Here is a 16,342-nt window from a genome sequence, read left to right as displayed (position 1 = left end):
CTCGGTGGAATCCCCGTCCCCGAGACGGGTACCGGTGCCGCATGAGCGACCTGAGCGGCAAGACCGTGGCCATCATCGCGACCGACTTCTTCGAGGAGCCCGAGCTGGTCCAGCCTCGGGACCAGCTCCGCGAGGCCGGCGCGACCGTGAAGATCTACTCCGACACCGGCGACCCGATCCAGGCGGTGCAGGGCGACACCGAGCCGACGCAGAAGGTCGACGTCGACGGCTCGTTCGACGACCTCGACCCGAGCGCGATCCAGGCCCTCGTCGTGCCGGGCGGGACCGTGAACGCCGACCGGCTCCGCGTCGACCCGAAGGCCCAGGACATCGTGCGGAGGGTGATGGAGGACAAGCGGCCGCTGGCCGTGATCTGCCACGGTCCGTGGCTGCTGGTCTCCGCCGGGCTCGCCCGCGGGCGCAGCCTCACCAGCTTCCACACCCTCGCCGACGACATCCGGAACGCCGGCGCCACGTGGACCGACGAGGAGGTCGTCGTCGACGGGAACCTGATCACCAGCCGCAGCCCCGACGACATCCCGGCGTTCGTCAAGGCACTGGAGGACGCACTCTCCTGACCCCGGACGCGGCACCGCCCCGCCCGAGACGGTCGGGCGGGGCGGTGCGTCGGGGGAGAGGCTCAGCCCACGTGGACGGGCGCCTCCGGGCCGTCGGTCGCGAGCTCCTGGTGCTTGACGTTCAGGAACGCCCAGGTGACCAGCGAGGCGATCAGCATCAGGCCGGATCCGAGCAGGAACGCATCGGTCGCGCCTGCGGTGAAGATCTGGTGCTGCGCGATCACCTGCTGCGCCGGCGCGACCTGCGCGCCGGCCTTCGCCGCCGCGGCGCCGAGCCCGCCGACCAGGTCGTCGATGGTCTGGGTGGCCACCGTGGCGAGCAGCGACAGACCGAGCGCGCCACCGACCTGCTGCATCGTGTTCAGGACGCCGGAGCCGATGCCGGTGTCCTGGTCACGCAGGTGGTGGACGGCGGTGAGCGTCAGGGGCACGAACGTCATGCCCATGCCGAACGACATCAGCACGATGTACGGCAGGATGTCGGCCCAGTAGCTCGCCTGGATGTCGTGGATCGGCAGCGCCGAGGTGTCGTGCGGGATCAGGGAGAAGCCGTACAGCGCGACCGCCGCCATCAGCGTGCCGACGCCCGCCAGGAAGCGGGGGTCGATCCGGTTGATGAGGTTCGACGAGATGCCTGCGGCCGCCACCAGGCCGAAGCAGAACGGCAGGAAGGCGACGCCGGCCTGGATCGGGGAGTAGCCCATCACGGTCTGGATGTACTGGCTCAGGTAGAAGAACATCGCGAACATCGCCGCCGGGGCGAAGAACATCGCCACGAAGCTCGCGGCCCGGGTGCGGTTCGCGAAGACCCGGACCGGGAGGAGCGGGTGCTCGACGCGACGCTCGATGAGGAGGAACGTCGCGAGCAGCAGCAGGCCCGCGCCGATGCTGGCCAGGGTCCACGTGTCGCCCCAGCCGTCCGTCCCGGCCCGGCTGATGCCGTAGACGAGGCCCAGGACGCCGAGGGTTCCGGTGACCGCGCCGGGCAGGTCGAGCTCGCCGGGGTGCGACTCGGACTCGTTGAGGAAGCGCGGGGCGAGCAGGGCGGTGACGATGCCGATCGGGGTGTTGATCAGCAGCGTGAGCCGCCAGCCCTCGACGTCGAGCCCGAAGACGCTGTCGAGGCCGGTCAGCCAGCCGCCGAGCAGCAGGCCGACGGCCGCACCGACGCCGGACATGGCGGCGTACACGGCGAACGCGCGGCTGCGCGCGGGACCGGCGGGGAACGTCGTCGCGATCAGCGCGAGCGCGGCCGGCGAGGCCAGCGCCGCGCCGAAGCCCTGGAACGCCCGGGCCGTGAGCAGCAGGCCCTCGTTGGTCGCGAGGCCACCGAGGAGCGAGGCCACGCCGAAGATCACCAGGCCGGTCATGAAGACCCGGCGCCGGCCGTAGAGGTCACCGAGGCGGCCGCCGAGCAGCAGCAGGCTGCCGAACGCGAGCGCGTAGCCGGTGACCACCCAGCGCAGGTTGGCGGTCTCGATGTCGAGGTCGTGCTGGATGAACGGGAGCGCGATGTTCACGATGGTGCCGTCCAGCACCACCATCAGCTGCGCCACCGAGATGAGCACGAGTGCCCACCCGAGGTGCTGCTTGCTGCCGGAGCTCGTGCTCTCGGCACTGGCCACGTCGGTCATCGGGGTGTCCTTCTCTCGAGGGTCAGTGGGTCGGAGCCGACTCGCGGGTGGCGGCCGGCAGGATGATCTGGTCGATCACGCGGGTGATCAGGTCGGGTGTCGGCTGCTCGCCCATGATGAAGACGCGATGCAGCACGATGCCGGCGAGCGCCGGCTCGAGCAGGGTCAGGTCGAGGTCGTCGCGGAGCTCGCCCCGGTCGCGGGCGCGCTGCCAGATCTGCTGGGAGATCGCGATCTTGGGGCCGACCACCTCGGCGCGGAAGGCGGCGGCGAAGTCCGCGTCGCGGGCGATCGCCGTGATGACGCTGGCGAAGGTCGCCACGGTCTGGGGATCGACGAGCCCGCCCATCCCGCAGAAGACGCCCATCAGGTCACCGCGCAGCGAGCCGGTGTCCGGGACCTCGGCCGGTCCCTTGCTGTGGTGCAGGGCGTCGATCACCAGGCTGACCTTGTTGGTCCAGCGGCGGTACAGCGTGGCCTTGGAGGCCTTCGCGCGGGCGGCGACGGCGTCCATGGTCAGCCGGTCGTAGCCGACGTCGCCCAGGACCTCCAGGGTGGCGGCGAGGATCTCCAGCTCGCGGTCGCCCTCGATGCGGGGTCGCTCGGTGGGGGTCATTCGGGTTTCCTCGGCTGTCGTCGGCTGTTCACACGGATGAAACGAAACGGTTTCGTTTCATCGAGAACACCGTAGCCCCGGCCCCCATTCCGGCCCAACCGACTTTCTCGCGATTTCTTCCCGCCCCGCGGGGAGGTGGTCTGGACCGGAGCGTGGCGCGACGGGTGCCGGGGGCCGTCGGCGGGCACCGGCACAATGTCCCCGTGACCGACCCCCGCGAGGAGCACCGCCTGATCGCCGAGCAGGTCGAGGACGCCCGCTGGCGCTACTACGTGCTGGACAGCCCCACCCTCGACGACGCCGAGTTCGACCGCCTGATGCGGCGGCTCGAGGCGCTCGAGGAGGAGCTGCCCGAGCTCCGCACCCCGGACTCGCCGACGCAGAAGGTGGGCGGCGCGGTGTCGACCGAGTTCACGGCGGTCGACCACCTGCGGCGGATGGAGAGTCTCGACAACGCCTTCTCCTTCGAGGAGCTGGAGGCGTGGTACGCCCGGCTCGGCCGGGACGGCATCGAGTCGCCGGCGCTGCTGTGCGAGCTCAAGGTGGACGGCCTGGCGATCAACCTGCTCTACGAGGGGGGCCGGCTGGTCCGGGCCCTCACCCGCGGTGACGGGACCACGGGCGAGGACGTCACGCCGAACGTCAAGACCATCGAGGCGATCCCGCACCGGCTCACCGGCACCGACGAGTTCCCCGTCCCCGCCCTGATCGAGGTGCGCGGCGAGGTGTTCCTGCCCGTCGAGGCGTTCGAGCGTCTCAACGACTCGCTGCTCGAGGCCGGCAAGGCGCCGTTCGCGAACCCGCGCAACTCCGCCGCCGGGTCGCTGCGGCAGAAGGACCCGCGCGTCACCGCCTCCCGGGCGCTCGGCATGGTCTGCCACGGCATCGGTGCCCGCGAGGGCTTCGAGCCGGAGGCCCAGTCGCACGCCTACGAGGCGCTCGCCGCCTGGGGGCTCCCGGTCTCCGAGCAGGTCCGAGTGCTGCCCACGCTCGAGGGCGTCGAGGGCTACATCGAGAACGCGGGCGAGCACCGGCACACGATCGTGCCCTACGAGATCGACGGGGTCGTGGTGAAGGTCGACGACGTCGCGCTCCAGCGCCGGCTCGGGTCCACCAGCCGGGCGCCGCGCTGGGCGATCGCGTTCAAGTACCCGCCCGAGGAGGTCAACGCCAAGCTCCTCGAGATCCGGGTGAACGTCGGCCGCACCGGCCGCGTCACGCCGTACGGCGTGATGGAGCCGACCAAGGTGGCCGGGTCGACGGTCGAGAACGCCACGTTGCACAACTACTACGAGGTCGAGCGCAAGGACGTCCGCCCGGGCGACACGGTCATCCTGCGCAAGGCCGGTGACGTGATCCCGGAGATCCTGGGGCCGGTGCTCGCGCTGCGGCCCGAGGGGCTCGCCCCGTGGGTCGGTCCGACGGAGTGTCCCGCGTGCGGCACGACCCTCGCGGAGCAGAAGGAGGGTGACAAGGACCGGCGTTGCCCCAACCACCGGTTCTGCCCCGCCCAGGTGCGCGAGCGGGTCTTCCACGTCGCCGGTCGCGGCGCCTTCGACATCGAGGGGCTCGGCTACGAGGCCGCCGCCGCGCTGCTGGACGCCGAGGTCATCGAGAACGAGGGCGACGTCTTCGGCCTCGACGCGGCGATGCTGCTGCAGGCGCCGCTGTTCACCCGCGCGCCGAAGAAGGGCGAGGAGGGACCGCAGCTCAGCGCGAACGGCCAGCGGCTGCTGGACAACCTCGCGAAGGCGAAGCAGGTGCCGCTCTGGCGCGTCCTGGTCGCACTCTCGATCCGGCACGTCGGGCCGACCGCCGCGCGGGCGCTGGCGGCCGAGTTCGGCTCGATGGAGCGGATCCGCGCGGCGACCGAAGAGGAGCTGGCCGCCGCCGAGGGGGTCGGCCCGACGATCGCCGAGGCGGTGATCGAGTGGTTCGGTGTCGACTGGCACGCACAGATCGTCGAGAAGTGGTCCCGGGCCGGGGTATCGATGGAGGACGAGCGGGACGCCTCGACGCCGCGCACCCTCGAGGGGCTGACCGTCGTGGTGACCGGCTCGCTGGTCGGCTTCAGCCGCGACTCGGCCAAGGAGGCGATCCTGTCGCGGGGCGGCAAGGCCGCCGGGTCGGTCTCGAAGAAGACCGACTACGTCGTGGTGGGCGAGAACGCCGGCTCCAAGGCCGACAAGGCCGAGCAGCTCGGCGTGCCCGTCCTCGACGAAGCCGGCTTCCAGGCGCTCCTCGACGGCGGCCCCGACGCCCTGGGTTGACGGGGACGGTTGCCCTCAGCTCTCGAAGGTCTGGTTCCCGTAGCGCAGGTCCTTGGGTGCGACGCCGCCGCCCTCCTGCGGGATCGTCGTGGTGCCGGTGGTGCACTCCGCGGTGCTCGTCGAGCAGGTGATCACGTGATCGCCCTGCACGCGGAACAGGTCGCCGTCCGGTGACCAGCCGTAGCCGTACGAGTGGCCGTCCAGCGTGATGTGGGTGCCGGCGTCGACGTCGTACACGTCGACGGACTTCCCGTCCGCCGAGTCCATGGTCGCGAAGCGGCCGTCGGGGGAGAGGAACAGGTAGCCGAACCGGCCGGCGTCGACGCTGAGGAGGACCTTGCCGCTCGCGGCGTCGATGACGGTGGCCTGGCCGCCGGACCGCGCGACGGCGCGGCCGCCCTTCACGTCGGGGTAGCCGGGCGGCAGGTTGTCGGTCGTGCCGACCTCGCCGGTGCGCCAGTCGACGGTCCGCATCACGTCGTCCGTGCCGACGTAGACGGTGTCCCCGTTCAGGGCGACCGGAGGCGCGGTCCAACCGCCCCAGCTCTCCGCGTCCGCCACCGGCCAGCGGGCGACCTCCTCGTCGGTCGCGACGTCGTGGACGACGACCTGCACCTGGCCGTCGACGACCTCCGCGTAGGCGAGGTACGGCTGCGTCGGGTCGACACCCGGCACCACCTCCTCGGTCACGACCGAGACCGGGTGCACGGTGCCGTCCTCGGTGACCAGCGAGAACCGCTGCGGCCCGCCGCCGTCACTGGCGTTGTTGTTGCCGTGCCGGACCAGCAGCCCGGCGGAGGTGTAGTAGGTCGACTTGATCGCCTTGTCGTCGATCCGGGTGTGCTCGGTCCCGCCGTCCCAGTAGACGGTGGTGCCGATCGTGAAGACCGCCCCGTGGCCGGTGCTGGGGCCGGCCGGCTGGACGGCCCGGCCTCCGCCGTCCTCGCCGATCCGGGAGACGGCGTACCCGGTGCCGACGGTCACGACGGCCACGGCGGCGACGCAGGCGACCCCGGTCGCCAGCCGCCGGCGGCGACGCAGGCCGTGGCCGCGGCTGATGACCTCGGCGGCCGGCGGGGCGGGCACCTCGAGGCGCTCGGCCTCGGTGTGGAGGAGCGTGCTGAGGCGCTCAGTCATGACGGGCTCCTTCGGTCATCGGTACGACGGCATCGCCCAGCAGGGTGCGGAGGCGGGCGAGTGCCTCGGACGTCTGGCTCTTCACGGTGCCCTCGCTGATGCCGAGGGCCTGGGCGACGTCGCGGACGCCGAGGTCGTCGTAGTAGCGCAGCACCACGACGGCGCGCTGCCGCGGGGCCAGGGCCCGCAGGGCGTCCAGGACCGCGGGACGGGTGCTCGGGTCGTGCTCGCCGACCCGCTCCGGCAGCACCTCGGTGGGCGGCTCGTTGCGCCACGAGCGCCGCCGGAACCACGACGCCGCGGTGTTGGCCAGCACCACGCGGGCGTACGCCGGCGCAGCGGCCGGCTCGCGCACCTTGTGCCAGGACGCGTAGGTCTTCGCCAGCGCCGTCTGCACCAGGTCCTCGGCGAGCTGGTGCTCGCCGAGCATGAGGTACGCCGTGCGGTAGAGACTCGGCCACGCGGCATGGACGAACTCGGTGAACTCGTCGTCGGTCACGCTGGTTCTCGCCATCGATCCTCCTCGAGCGGGTCACAGCACAAGACGCCGCGGCGGCCCGATCGGTTGGGTCGGTCCACTCTCTCCTAGGATTGACCCCATGCCTGAAATCCCTGGATGGAGTGGCGCGCGAGGAACGAGCGCGCGTGTCGAGATCACCCGGGACGAGGTCGCGCACCTGGCGAACCTCGCCCGGATCGACCTCTCCGACGAGGAGCTCGACCACCTGGCGCCGCAGCTGAGCGTGATCCTCGAGTCGGTCGCCTCCATCAGCGGCGTGGCGGGCGACGACATCCCGCCGACCTCGCACGCGCTGCCGCTGACGAACGTGTTCCGCGAGGACGTCGTGACGCCCGGCCTCACCCCGGAGCAGGCGCTCGCCGGCGCCCCGGAGGTCGAGCAGCAGCGCTTCTCCGTGCCGCGGATCCTCGGGGAGGAGGCGTGAGCGCCGACTGGACCCGCAGGACCGCCGCGGAGCTGGCCGACGCGCTCGCCGCCGGGGAGACGACCTCGGTCGAGATCACCCGGGCCCACCTGGACCGGATCTCGTCGGTCGACGGCGCCGTGCACGCCTTCCTCCACGTCGACGCCCCCGGCGCGATCGCCCAGGCCGAGGCCTCCGACGCCCGGCGCGCCGCCGGCACGCTGCTGTCCTCGCTGGACGGCGTGCCGATCGCGGTCAAGGACGTGCTCGCCACCGAGGGGCTGCCCACCACCTGCGGCTCCAGGATCCTCGAGGGCTGGATCCCGCCGTACGACGCGACCGTGGTGCGCAAGCTCCGCGAGGCCGGGCTGCCGATCCTGGGCAAGACCAACATGGACGAGTTCGCGATGGGCAGCTCGACCGAGCACTCGGCGTACGGCCCGACCCACAACCCGTGGGACCTGGACCGGATCCCCGGCGGCTCGGGCGGTGGCTCGGCGGCCGCGGTCGCGGCCTTCGAGGCACCGCTCGCGATCGGGACCGACACCGGCGGCTCGATCCGCCAGCCCGGCGCGGTCACCGGCACGGTCGGGGTCAAGCCCACGTACGGCGGGGTGTCCCGCTACGGCCTCGTGGCGCTGGCCAACTCGCTCGACCAGGCCGGCCCGGTCACCCGCACCGTCCTCGACTCGGCGCTGCTGCACGAGATCATCGGCGGCCACGACCCGAAGGACTCCACGAGCATCGACCAGCCGCTCCCCGCCCTGGTCGAGGCCGCCCGTCTCGGCGCCGGCGGTGACCTCGCAGGCGTGCGGGTCGGCGTCATCCAGGAGCTCGCCGGCGACGGCTGGCAGCCGGGCGTGATCACCCGCTTCCAGGAGTCGGTCGACCTGCTGATCAAGGCCGGGGCCGAGGTGGTCGAGGTGTCCTGCCCGACGTTCGTGCACGCCCTGGCGGCCTACTACCTGATCCTGCCGGCGGAGGCGTCCAGCAACCTCGCGAAGTTCGACGCGATGCGCTACGGCCTGCGCGTGTGGCCCGAGGGAAGGCCGGACGCGAGCGCCGAGGAGGTCATGCGCGCGACCCGCGACGCCGGCTTCGGCGACGAGGTCAAGCGGCGCATCATCCTCGGCACCTACGCGCTCTCCAGCGGCTACTACGACGCCTACTACGGCCAGGCCCAGAAGGTACGCACCCTCATCGCGCGCGACTTCGACGCAGCCTTCGAGAAGGCCGACGTGCTGGTCTCGCCGACCGCGCCCACCACGGCGTTCAAGCTCGGCGAGAAGCTCGACGACCCGCTCGCGATGTACCTCAACGACCTCGCGACGATCCCGGCGAACCTCGCCGGCGTGCCGGGCATCTCGGTGCCCAGCGGGCTCGCCGACGAGGACGGCCTGCCGGCCGGGTTCCAGATCCTGGCCCCGGCGCTCGCCGACGACCGCTGCTACCGGGTCGGCGCGGCCCTCGAGGCGGCGCTGGCCGACCAGTGGGGCGGTCCGCTGCTCGACAAGGCTCCCGCTCTGGAAGGGGCATGACCATGACCGACACCCTGGTTGCCTTCGACGACGTCCTCGCGTCGTACGACCCGGCGCTCGGCCTCGAGGTCCACGTCGAGCTGAACACCGCGTCCAAGATGTTCTGCGGCTGCCCGACCGAGTTCGGCGCCGAGCCGAACACCCAGGTCTGCCCGACCTGCCTGGGGCTGCCCGGCGCGATGCCGGTCGTGAACGTCAAGGCGGTCGAGTCGGCGATCCGGATCGGGCTGGCGCTGAACTGCGAGATCGCGGAGTGGTGCCGGTTCGCGCGGAAGAACTACTTCTACCCGGACATGCCGAAGAACTTCCAGACCTCCCAATACGACGAGCCGATCTGCTTCGAGGGCTTCATGGACGTGGAGGTGGACGGCGAGACCTTCCGCGTCGAGATCGAGCGCGCGCACATGGAGGAGGACACCGGCAAGTCGCTGCACGTGGGCGGCGCCACCGGCCGCATCCACGGCGCCGACCACTCGCTGGTCGACTACAACCGCGCCGGCATCCCGCTCATCGAGATCGTCACCAAGCCGATCCTCGGCGCCGGCGCGAAGGCGCCCGACGTCGCCCGGGCCTACGTCGCCCAGCTGCGCGACCTGATCGTGGCGCTCGGCGTCTCCGACGCCCGGATGGACCAGGGCTCGATCCGCGCCGACGTGAACCTGTCGCTCTCGCCCAAGGGCTCGGGCGTCCTCGGCACCCGCACCGAGACGAAGAACGTGAACTCCCTGCGCTCGGTCGAGCGGGCCGTGCGCTACGAGATGTCCCGCCACGCGGCGGTCCTCGACGGCGGGACGAAGATCCTGCAGGAGACCCGGCACTGGCACGAGGACACCGGGGTGACGACCAGTGGCCGTGAGAAGTCCGACGCGGAGGACTACCGGTACTTCCCCGAGCCCGACCTGGTGCCCGTGGCGCCGTCCAGGGCGTGGGTCGATGAGCTGCGGGAGACGCTGCCCGAGAACCCGACCGCCCGCCGGGCCCGGCTGCAGGCCGAGTGGGGCTTCTCCGACCTGGACATGAGGGACACCGTCGGTGCGGGCGCGCTCGACGTCATCGAGCAGACCATCGCCGCCGGCACGCCGCCCCAGGCCGCCCGCAAGTGGTGGCTCGGCGAGCTGGCACGGCGCGCGAACGAGGACGGCATCGAGGTCACCGCGCTCGCGGTCACCGCCGCGGACGTCGCCCGGGTCCAGGCGCTGGTCGACGACGGCACCCTCAACGACAAGCTGGCCCGCCAGGTGTTCGACGGCCTGCTCGCCGGCGAGGGCAGCCCGGACGAGATCGTCGCCGGCCGCGGACTGGCGATCGTCTCGGACGACGGTGCGCTCTCGACCGCGGTCGACAACGCGATCGCGGCCAACCCCGACGTCGCCGCCAAGATCCGCGACGGCAAGGTCGCGGCCGCCGGTGCCCTCATCGGTGCGGTCATGAAGGAGATGAGCGGGCAGGCCGACGCAGGCCGGGTCCGCGAGCTGGTCCTCGAGAAGCTCCAGTAGCCCCCGAGTCGTACGGCGGGCAGGACGCGCCGACTCTCGCCGTACTGCGGGCACGTCTCTCGCCGTACTGCGGGCACGTCTCTGGGGCGGCCCGGCGACGGGATATGCTGCGCCCGCACAACTGAATCCATCACGCCCGCAGCGGGGGAAGCCGGTCGAAGTCCGGCGCTGACCCGCAACCGTAGGCACCCGGCCGTGGCCGGGGGCGAGCCGGAGCGCCTGTTGCGACGCGTCTTCACCCACGCTGTCGCGGAACGCAGCGGGTCGCTTCCGGGCAGGGTCCGGTGCCTCCCGCTACTGCAGCGGGAAGGAACACCATGAATCGCAGGACCCGTCTCGTCCCGGCACTCGTCGTCGGCGCGCTCGCCCTCGGCACCGCCGTCGGCACCACGCCCACCGCGTCGGCCGCTGGCGGCCGCTCCGGCGACTGGCTCGAGGGCCAGCTCACCGGGGGCCTCATCCACAACGACGTCTACGACTTCGACGACTACGGCCTCACCGCGGACACCGCGATGGCGCTCACCGAGATCGGCGGCCACCGGCCGGCGGTGAAGAAGGTCAAGCGGGCCTTGGCCCACCACGTCGACAGCTGGACCACCGGCGTCGACTTCGGCAGCAGCGACATCTACGCCGGGTCGGTCGCCAAGGCGGTCGTCTTCGCGCAGGTCGCCGGAGCCGACCCGACCGCGTTCGGCGGGGTGGACCTCGTCGACCGGCTCGAGGGGCGGATCAGCACCGCCGACGGGACCACGGGCCGGCTGCAGGACCAGACCGACGGCACCGACTACGCGAACACCCTGGGCCAGGCGTACGCGGTCGCGGCCCTGAGCCGCGCCGGTTCCTCCGCGGCGGCCACGGCCACGACCTTCCTCCTCGATCAGCAGTGCGACGCCGGCTTCTTCCGGCTGTACTTCGCCGACAAGGCCGCGGCCGACCAGACCTGCGACGGCGCGGCCCGTGCCGACCGCGCGCCGGACACCGACGCGACCGCGGTCGCGGTGGCCCAGCTGCAGTCGGTGCATCACCCCTCGCGTGTGGTGAAGAGCGCGATCGCGGACGCGCTGCGCTGGCTGGTGCGCCACCAGAAGGACAACGGCAGCTTCGGCGGCGGTCCCACGACCTCGGCGGCGAACACGAACAGCACCGGCTTGGCCGCCCGGGCGCTCGCCCGCGGCGGGAAGTGCCGCGCCGCCGACAACGCCACCGACTGGGTCGCCGGGCTGCAGAAGAAGAACGGCGCCATCGCCTACGACCGCAAGGCCTACCGGGCGGGGATCTCGGACGACACCCTCGACCAGTGGCGCCGTGCGACCAGCCAGGCAGCACCGTCCCTGCAGCTCCCGGGGTGCTGAGGTCCACGGTGGTCCGCCGGCTCCTCCACCCGGTGGCACCGGTCGCGGCAGTCCTCGTCGCGGCCGTCGCGGTGGCGTTCCCGGGCGCCCCTGCATCAGCCGCCGGCTGCCCGACCGCCGACGGCGTGACCGTCGTCGTCGACTTCCACCAGCTCGACGGCGGCGTGCAGACGGCGTGCGTCGCCGACGGTGGCGGGGAGACCGCGGCCCAGCTGTTCCCGGCCGCCGGCTTCCCGCTCACCTACGTGCAGCGCCAGCCGAGCTTCGTGTGCCGGGTGTCGGGCAAGCCCGCCGACAACCCGTGCGTGAACACGCCGCCCGCGGACGCGTACTGGGCCCTGTACTGGTCCGACGGCAGGTCGGGACGCTGGACCTACGCGACCAGTGGCGCCGGCGGCCAGCACGTCCCCGACGGCGGGTACGTCGCGTTCTCCTGGCAGGGCAGCAGCGACAGCGCGGCGCCGGGTGCGAGCCCGGCGCCGCACCCCAGCGCCAGCCCCACGCCGACGCGCGCGCCGACGCACACCGCCGCACCGGGCCACACCGGCCCCTCGAGCGCACCGCCGTCGGCCACCTCGCAGGCCACCTCGTCGGCCACCTCGTCGGCCGCCACCGCGGGCCCGTCCGGGTCGCCGTCGGCGACGTCCTCGCGGACGAAGGCCGGCGACGGTCCGCACTCCCGGGAGCCGCAGCCCTCGGGGTCGTCCGCCACGACCGCCGGTGACTCGCCCACCGCGAGCGACTCACCCTCGCTCCTCCCCGCCTCCGCCGACCCGGCGGATCCCGGCGGCGGCGGGCTGCCGGGCTGGGTGGCGCCCGTCGTGATCGTGCTGCTGTTCGGTGCCGCGGGCGCGGTCGCCGTCGTACGCCGCCGGGGAGCCGCGTGAGCGTGGACCGGCTGCCCCGCGACCTGCATCCCGTGGCCTGGTGGGCCTGGGCGCTCGGGCTCGCGGTCGCTGCGTCGTTCACCACGAACCCGCTGATCCTGCTGATGCTGGTGGGGGTCGCGGCCACCGTGGTGTCGCTGCGCCGGTCCGACCAGCCGTGGGGCCGGTCGTTCCGCCTCTACGTCTGGCTCGGCGTCGTGATCGTCGGCGTCCGGCTGGCGTTCTGGATCGTGTTCGGCGGCTGGACCGGCGGGCGGGTGCTGCTCCGGCTGCCGGCGGTCCCGCTGCCGGACTGGGTCGCAGGGATCACCCTCCTCGGTCCGCTGTACGCGGAGGCGCTGGTGTTCGCCCTGTACGACGGGCTCCGGCTCGCCACGATCGTCATCTGCATCGGGGCCGCGAACTCGGTGGCCAACCCCAAGCGGCTGCTCCGCTCGGTCCCGCCCGCGCTCTACGAGATCGGCACCGCCCTCGTCGTCGCGGTGACGGTGCTGCCGCAGTTCGCCGACAGCGCCCGCCGGGTGCGTGCCGCGCAGGCGCTGCGGGCGGGCGAGACCGGTCGGGTCCGGCGGCTGCGCCGGTTCCTCGTGCCGGTGCTCGAGGACGCGCTGGAGCGCTCGCTCGCCCTGGCCGCAGGCATGGACACCCGGGGCTACGGTCGCGCGAGCGGGGCGACCCGTGCGCAGCGCCGTACGACCGGAGCGCTGATGCTGACCGGCCTCGGTGGCATCTGCGTCGGCACCTACGCCGTGCTGGACACGACCGCCCCTCGGTTCCTCGCGCTGCCGATGCTCGGCCTGGGCGTGGCAGCAGCCGCCGCCGGCCTGCTCAGCGCGGGACGCCGGGTCGAGCGGAGCCGGTACCGGCCGGACTCGTGGCGCTGGCCCGAGCTCGCCGTGGTCGCCAGCGGCGTGCTGGTCGGCGCGCTGGGCTGGTGGCTCAACGCGCACCAGCCGGCCGTCGCCTACCCGGCACTGGACGCTTTCCCGCCCGTCAGCGGCGCCGCGCTGCTGCTCGCGGTCGTCGGCCTCCTCGGCCCGCTCTGCTCGCCGCCGCCGCGGCTGGCCGCCGCGACGCTGGAGGCGGCGGTCGCATGATCGAGCTGCGCGGCATCACGTTCCGCTACGACGAGCTGCCGGTCCTCGAGGGCGTCGACCTGGCCGTGGACGAGGGCGAGCTGGTGCTGGTGTCCGGTCCGACGGGCGTCGGCAAGTCGACGCTGCTGGGGGTGGTGACCGGCCTGGTGCCGCGGTTCAGCGGCGGCACCCTGGACGGCGACGTGCTGCTCGACGGCGTCAGCATCGTGCACGCTCCGCCGCGCGAGCGCGCCCACGCGATCGGGTACGTCGGGCAGAACCCGGCCGCCGGCTTCGTCACCGACACCGTCGAGGAGGAGCTGGCGTACGGCATGGAGCAGCTCGGGCTGCCCTCCGAGACCATGCGCCGCCGGGTCGAGGAGACGCTCGACCTGCTCGGCATCGCCGAGCTGCGCGCTCGGGACCTGCGCACGCTCTCGGGCGGGCAGCAGCAGCGGGTGGCGATCGGGTCCGTGCTCACGATGCACCCCCGGCTGCTGGTGCTCGACGAGCCCACCTCCGCGCTCGACCCCACCGCTGCCGAGGAGGTGCTGGCGACCCTGACCCGGCTCGTGCACGACCTCGGCGTCTCCGTGCTGCTCGCCGAGCACCGGCTCGAGCGGGTCGTGCCGTTCGCCGACCGGATGTGCCTGCTCACCGGCGACGGCCGCGTGCACGTGGGCGAGCCGGGGGAGCTGCTGGTCGACTCGCCCGTCGTACCCCCGATCGTGGAGCTGGGGCGCGCGGCCGGCTGGGACCCGTTGCCGCTCAGCGTGCGCGACGCCCGCCGCCGGGCGCGCGGGCTCGTGGAGCGGCTGCAGCCGCCGGTCACGGTCGACGAGGCGGTCGAGGTGGGCGTGTCGGTCAGCGGCCTGTCGGTCGTGCACGGGCGGACGGTCGCCCTGCGGCAGGTCGACCTGACCCTCGGCGCCGGCCGGGTGACCGCGCTGATGGGCCGCAACGGCGCCGGGAAGTCCTCGCTGATCTGGGCGCTGCAGGGCAGCGGCCGTCGCTCGGCGGGCCGGGTGTCCGCCGGCGGCGTGGACCCGAAGGACCTGGACGCCGCGGGCCGCCGCGCGCTGGTCGGGCTGGTGCCGCAGAACGCCGCCGACCTGCTGTACCTCGAGACCGTCGCGGAGGAGTGCGCCGCCGCCGACGGTGGCTCCGGCGCGTGCCGGGCGCTGCTGGACCGGCTGGTGCCGGGCATCCCCGACGACCACCACCCGCGTGACCTCTCGGAGGGACAGCGGCTGGCGCTCGTGCTCGCCCTGGTGCTCACCACCCGGCCTCGGTTGCTGCTGCTCGACGAGCCGACCCGCGGGCTCGACTACGCCGCGAAGCACGTCCTCGCGGGCGTGCTCCGCGGACTCGCCGCCGACGGCCACGACGTGCTGGTGGCCACCCACGACGTGGAGTTCGTCGCGCAGGTGGCCGACGACGTCGTCGTCCTCGCCGACGGCGACGTGGTCTCGTCCGGCCCGGTGCGCCGCGTGGTCGCCGAGTCGCCGTCGTTCGCGCCCCAGGTCATGAAGGTCCTCGGCCCGCCGTGGCTGCGGGTGGACGAGGTCGCAGCCCAGCTGGACGCGTCATGACACCGGCGGTCCGGATCTCGCCGCGATCCCTGGTCGTGCTCGCGGTCGCCTCGGCGGCCGGGTTGGCCATGCTCTGCTGGCCGCTGCTGCTCCGCGTCCACGACGCGACCCGGGTCGACCCGCCGTTCCTGTTCCTCGGCCTGCTGCCGGTGGTGCTCGCCGTCGTGCTCGCCGAGCTGAACGAGGGTGGGCTCGACCCGCGGGTGCTCGCGATCCTCGGCGTGCTCAGCGCGGCCAACGCGATCCTGCGCGGCGTCTCGCCGGGCACCGCCGGCGTGGAGCTGACGTTCTTCCTGCTGATCCTCGCCGGACGCGTGTTCGGCCCCGGCTTCGGGTTCGTGCTGGGCTGCACGTCGCTGTTCGCGTCCGCGCTGATGACCGCGGGCGTCGGCCCGTGGCTGCCGTACCAGATGCTCTGCGCCGCCTGGGTCGGCATGGGCGCCGGCCTGCTCCCACGCCGGGTCGCCGGTCGCGGCGAGATCGCGATGCTGGCGGCGTACGGCGTGGTGTCCGCCTACCTCTACGGCTTGTTCATGAACCTCTCGGGATGGCCGTTCATCGCAGGGATCGCCGTCGAGGGGCACGAGGGGTCGCTGGCCTACGTCGCCGGCGCGCCGGTGCTGGAGAACCTGCACACGTTCCTCGTCTACACCCTGCTCACCTCGACGGGCAGCTGGGACACCGCCCGCGCGATCACCAACGCCGTGGCGATCGTGGTGCTGGGTCCGGCGATCCTCACGACGCTGCGGCGGGCGTCGCGACGCGCGACCGTGACCGGCCGGGTGCTCACGGGTCGATGAGCAGGATCCGGTCGTCACCCGGTTGCGGGTCGCCGCGGCCGTCGCGGTTGCTGGTCGTGACCCACAGCCTGCCGTCCGGCGTCACCACCACGGTGCGCATCCGGCCGTACTTCCCGACGAAGTAGTCGACCGGGTGGACGGCGTGGTCGCCGTGCAGGTCGACGCGCCAGAGCCGCTCGCCGCGCAGCGACGCGAGCCACAGGTGCCCGTCGAGGTAGGCCAGCCCGGAGGGCGACGCGACGTCGGTCGGCCAGACGACCTGCGGGTTGGTGAGTCCCTCGCCCGAGCCGCGGCCCTCGACCATCGGCCAGCCGTAGTCGTGACCCTTCTCGATCAGGTTCAGCTCGTCGAAGGTGTCCTGGCCGAACTCCGAGGCCCAGAGGCGGTCGTCGTCGTCGAACGCCAGGCCCTGCACGTTCCGGTGCCCGTAGGACCAGATCTGC

15 protein-coding genes are annotated in these 16,342 nt (G+C 73.0%); 10 read left to right on the top strand and 5 right to left on the bottom strand.

The features are described 5' to 3' along the window. Positions 1-41: 41 nt before the first annotated feature. Complete coding sequence (locus tag ACVW2K_RS19990) at positions 42-578, top strand: type 1 glutamine amidotransferase domain-containing protein (RefSeq protein WP_028636254.1); 537 nt, start codon at positions 42-44, stop codon at positions 576-578. A gap of 62 nt (positions 579-640) precedes the next feature. On the opposite strand, the gene ACVW2K_RS19985 is transcribed toward ACVW2K_RS19990, so the two are convergent. Continuing rightward, positions 641-2,212: an MFS transporter gene (locus ACVW2K_RS19985; protein ID WP_457203707.1), complete on the bottom strand. Its 1,572-nt coding sequence runs from the start codon at positions 2,210-2,212 to the stop codon at positions 641-643. Between the two features lie 22 nt (positions 2,213-2,234). Next, positions 2,235-2,828 (bottom strand): TetR/AcrR family transcriptional regulator, encoded by a 594-nt coding sequence (locus ACVW2K_RS19980; protein ID WP_028636252.1) that lies wholly within the window; start codon positions 2,826-2,828, stop codon positions 2,235-2,237. A gap of 203 nt (positions 2,829-3,031) precedes the next feature. Between ACVW2K_RS19980 and ligA the strand changes: the two genes are divergently transcribed. Further along, a complete protein-coding gene (ligA, locus tag ACVW2K_RS19975; protein WP_457203706.1) occupies positions 3,032-5,098 on the top strand; it encodes an NAD-dependent DNA ligase LigA in 2,067 nt (688 codons plus the stop codon). A 15-nt stretch (positions 5,099-5,113) separates the two neighbouring features. On the opposite strand, the gene ACVW2K_RS19970 is transcribed toward ligA, so the two are convergent. Both ACVW2K_RS19970 and ACVW2K_RS19965 read right to left on the bottom strand, forming a co-directional pair. Further along, positions 5,114-6,235 carry a hypothetical protein gene (locus tag ACVW2K_RS19970; RefSeq protein WP_457203705.1) on the bottom strand — a complete coding sequence of 374 codons (1,122 nt, stop codon included), beginning with the start codon at positions 6,233-6,235 and terminating at the stop codon, positions 5,114-5,116. Continuing rightward, on the bottom strand, positions 6,228-6,749 hold the full coding sequence (locus ACVW2K_RS19965; RefSeq protein WP_028636249.1) for a SigE family RNA polymerase sigma factor: 522 nt from the start codon (positions 6,747-6,749) through the stop codon (positions 6,228-6,230). The genes ACVW2K_RS19970 and ACVW2K_RS19965 overlap by 8 nt, the downstream gene beginning before the upstream one ends. A gap of 85 nt (positions 6,750-6,834) precedes the next feature. On the opposite strand from ACVW2K_RS19965, the gene gatC reads away from it, so the two are divergent. The 8 genes from gatC to ACVW2K_RS19925 all read left to right on the top strand — a co-directional run bounded on the left by gatC (position 6,835) and on the right by ACVW2K_RS19925 (position 15,899). Beyond that, entirely contained in the window at positions 6,835-7,179 is a 345-nt protein-coding gene (gatC, locus tag ACVW2K_RS19960) for an Asp-tRNA(Asn)/Glu-tRNA(Gln) amidotransferase subunit GatC (protein ID WP_457203704.1), read from the top strand. After that, positions 7,176-8,696 (top strand): Asp-tRNA(Asn)/Glu-tRNA(Gln) amidotransferase subunit GatA, encoded by a 1,521-nt coding sequence (gene gatA, locus ACVW2K_RS19955; RefSeq protein WP_457203703.1) that lies wholly within the window; start codon positions 7,176-7,178, stop codon positions 8,694-8,696. Before gatC ends, gatA begins: the two co-directional genes overlap by 4 nt. Before the next feature lie 2 nt (positions 8,697-8,698). Then, positions 8,699-10,192, top strand: coding sequence for an Asp-tRNA(Asn)/Glu-tRNA(Gln) amidotransferase subunit GatB (gene gatB / locus ACVW2K_RS19950; RefSeq protein WP_457203702.1), 1,494 nt, complete (start codon positions 8,699-8,701; stop codon positions 10,190-10,192). Between the two features lie 317 nt (positions 10,193-10,509). Beyond that, positions 10,510-11,544, top strand: a complete 1,035-nt coding sequence (locus ACVW2K_RS19945) for a prenyltransferase/squalene oxidase repeat-containing protein (protein WP_457203701.1) — start codon at positions 10,510-10,512, stop codon at positions 11,542-11,544. Further along, positions 11,538-12,431: a hypothetical protein gene (locus ACVW2K_RS19940; RefSeq protein ID WP_457203700.1), complete on the top strand. Its 894-nt coding sequence runs from the start codon at positions 11,538-11,540 to the stop codon at positions 12,429-12,431. The genes ACVW2K_RS19945 and ACVW2K_RS19940 overlap by 7 nt, the downstream gene beginning before the upstream one ends. Beyond that, positions 12,428-13,528: an energy-coupling factor transporter transmembrane component T gene (locus tag ACVW2K_RS19935; protein ID WP_457203699.1), complete on the top strand. Its 1,101-nt coding sequence runs from the start codon at positions 12,428-12,430 to the stop codon at positions 13,526-13,528. Before ACVW2K_RS19940 ends, ACVW2K_RS19935 begins: the two co-directional genes overlap by 4 nt. Further along, positions 13,525-15,099 carry an ABC transporter ATP-binding protein gene (locus ACVW2K_RS19930; protein ID WP_457203698.1) on the top strand — a complete coding sequence of 525 codons (1,575 nt, stop codon included), beginning with the start codon at positions 13,525-13,527 and terminating at the stop codon, positions 15,097-15,099. The genes ACVW2K_RS19935 and ACVW2K_RS19930 overlap by 4 nt, the downstream gene beginning before the upstream one ends. Continuing rightward, positions 15,096-15,899, top strand: a complete 804-nt coding sequence (locus ACVW2K_RS19925) for an ECF transporter S component family protein (protein ID WP_028636241.1) — start codon at positions 15,096-15,098, stop codon at positions 15,897-15,899. The genes ACVW2K_RS19930 and ACVW2K_RS19925 overlap by 4 nt, the downstream gene beginning before the upstream one ends. Here ACVW2K_RS19925 and ACVW2K_RS19920 read toward each other — a convergent pair. Continuing rightward, complete coding sequence (locus ACVW2K_RS19920) at positions 15,886-16,338, bottom strand: PQQ-dependent sugar dehydrogenase (protein ID WP_457204098.1); 453 nt, start codon at positions 16,336-16,338, stop codon at positions 15,886-15,888. The genes ACVW2K_RS19925 and ACVW2K_RS19920 overlap by 14 nt on opposite strands. Positions 16,339-16,342: the final 4 nt, after the last annotated feature.

This window comes from Nocardioides sp. HB32 (assembly GCF_054058995.1).
The sequence above is the reverse complement of the archived record's forward strand: the minus strand, read 5'-3'. Positions and strand labels throughout refer to the sequence as shown.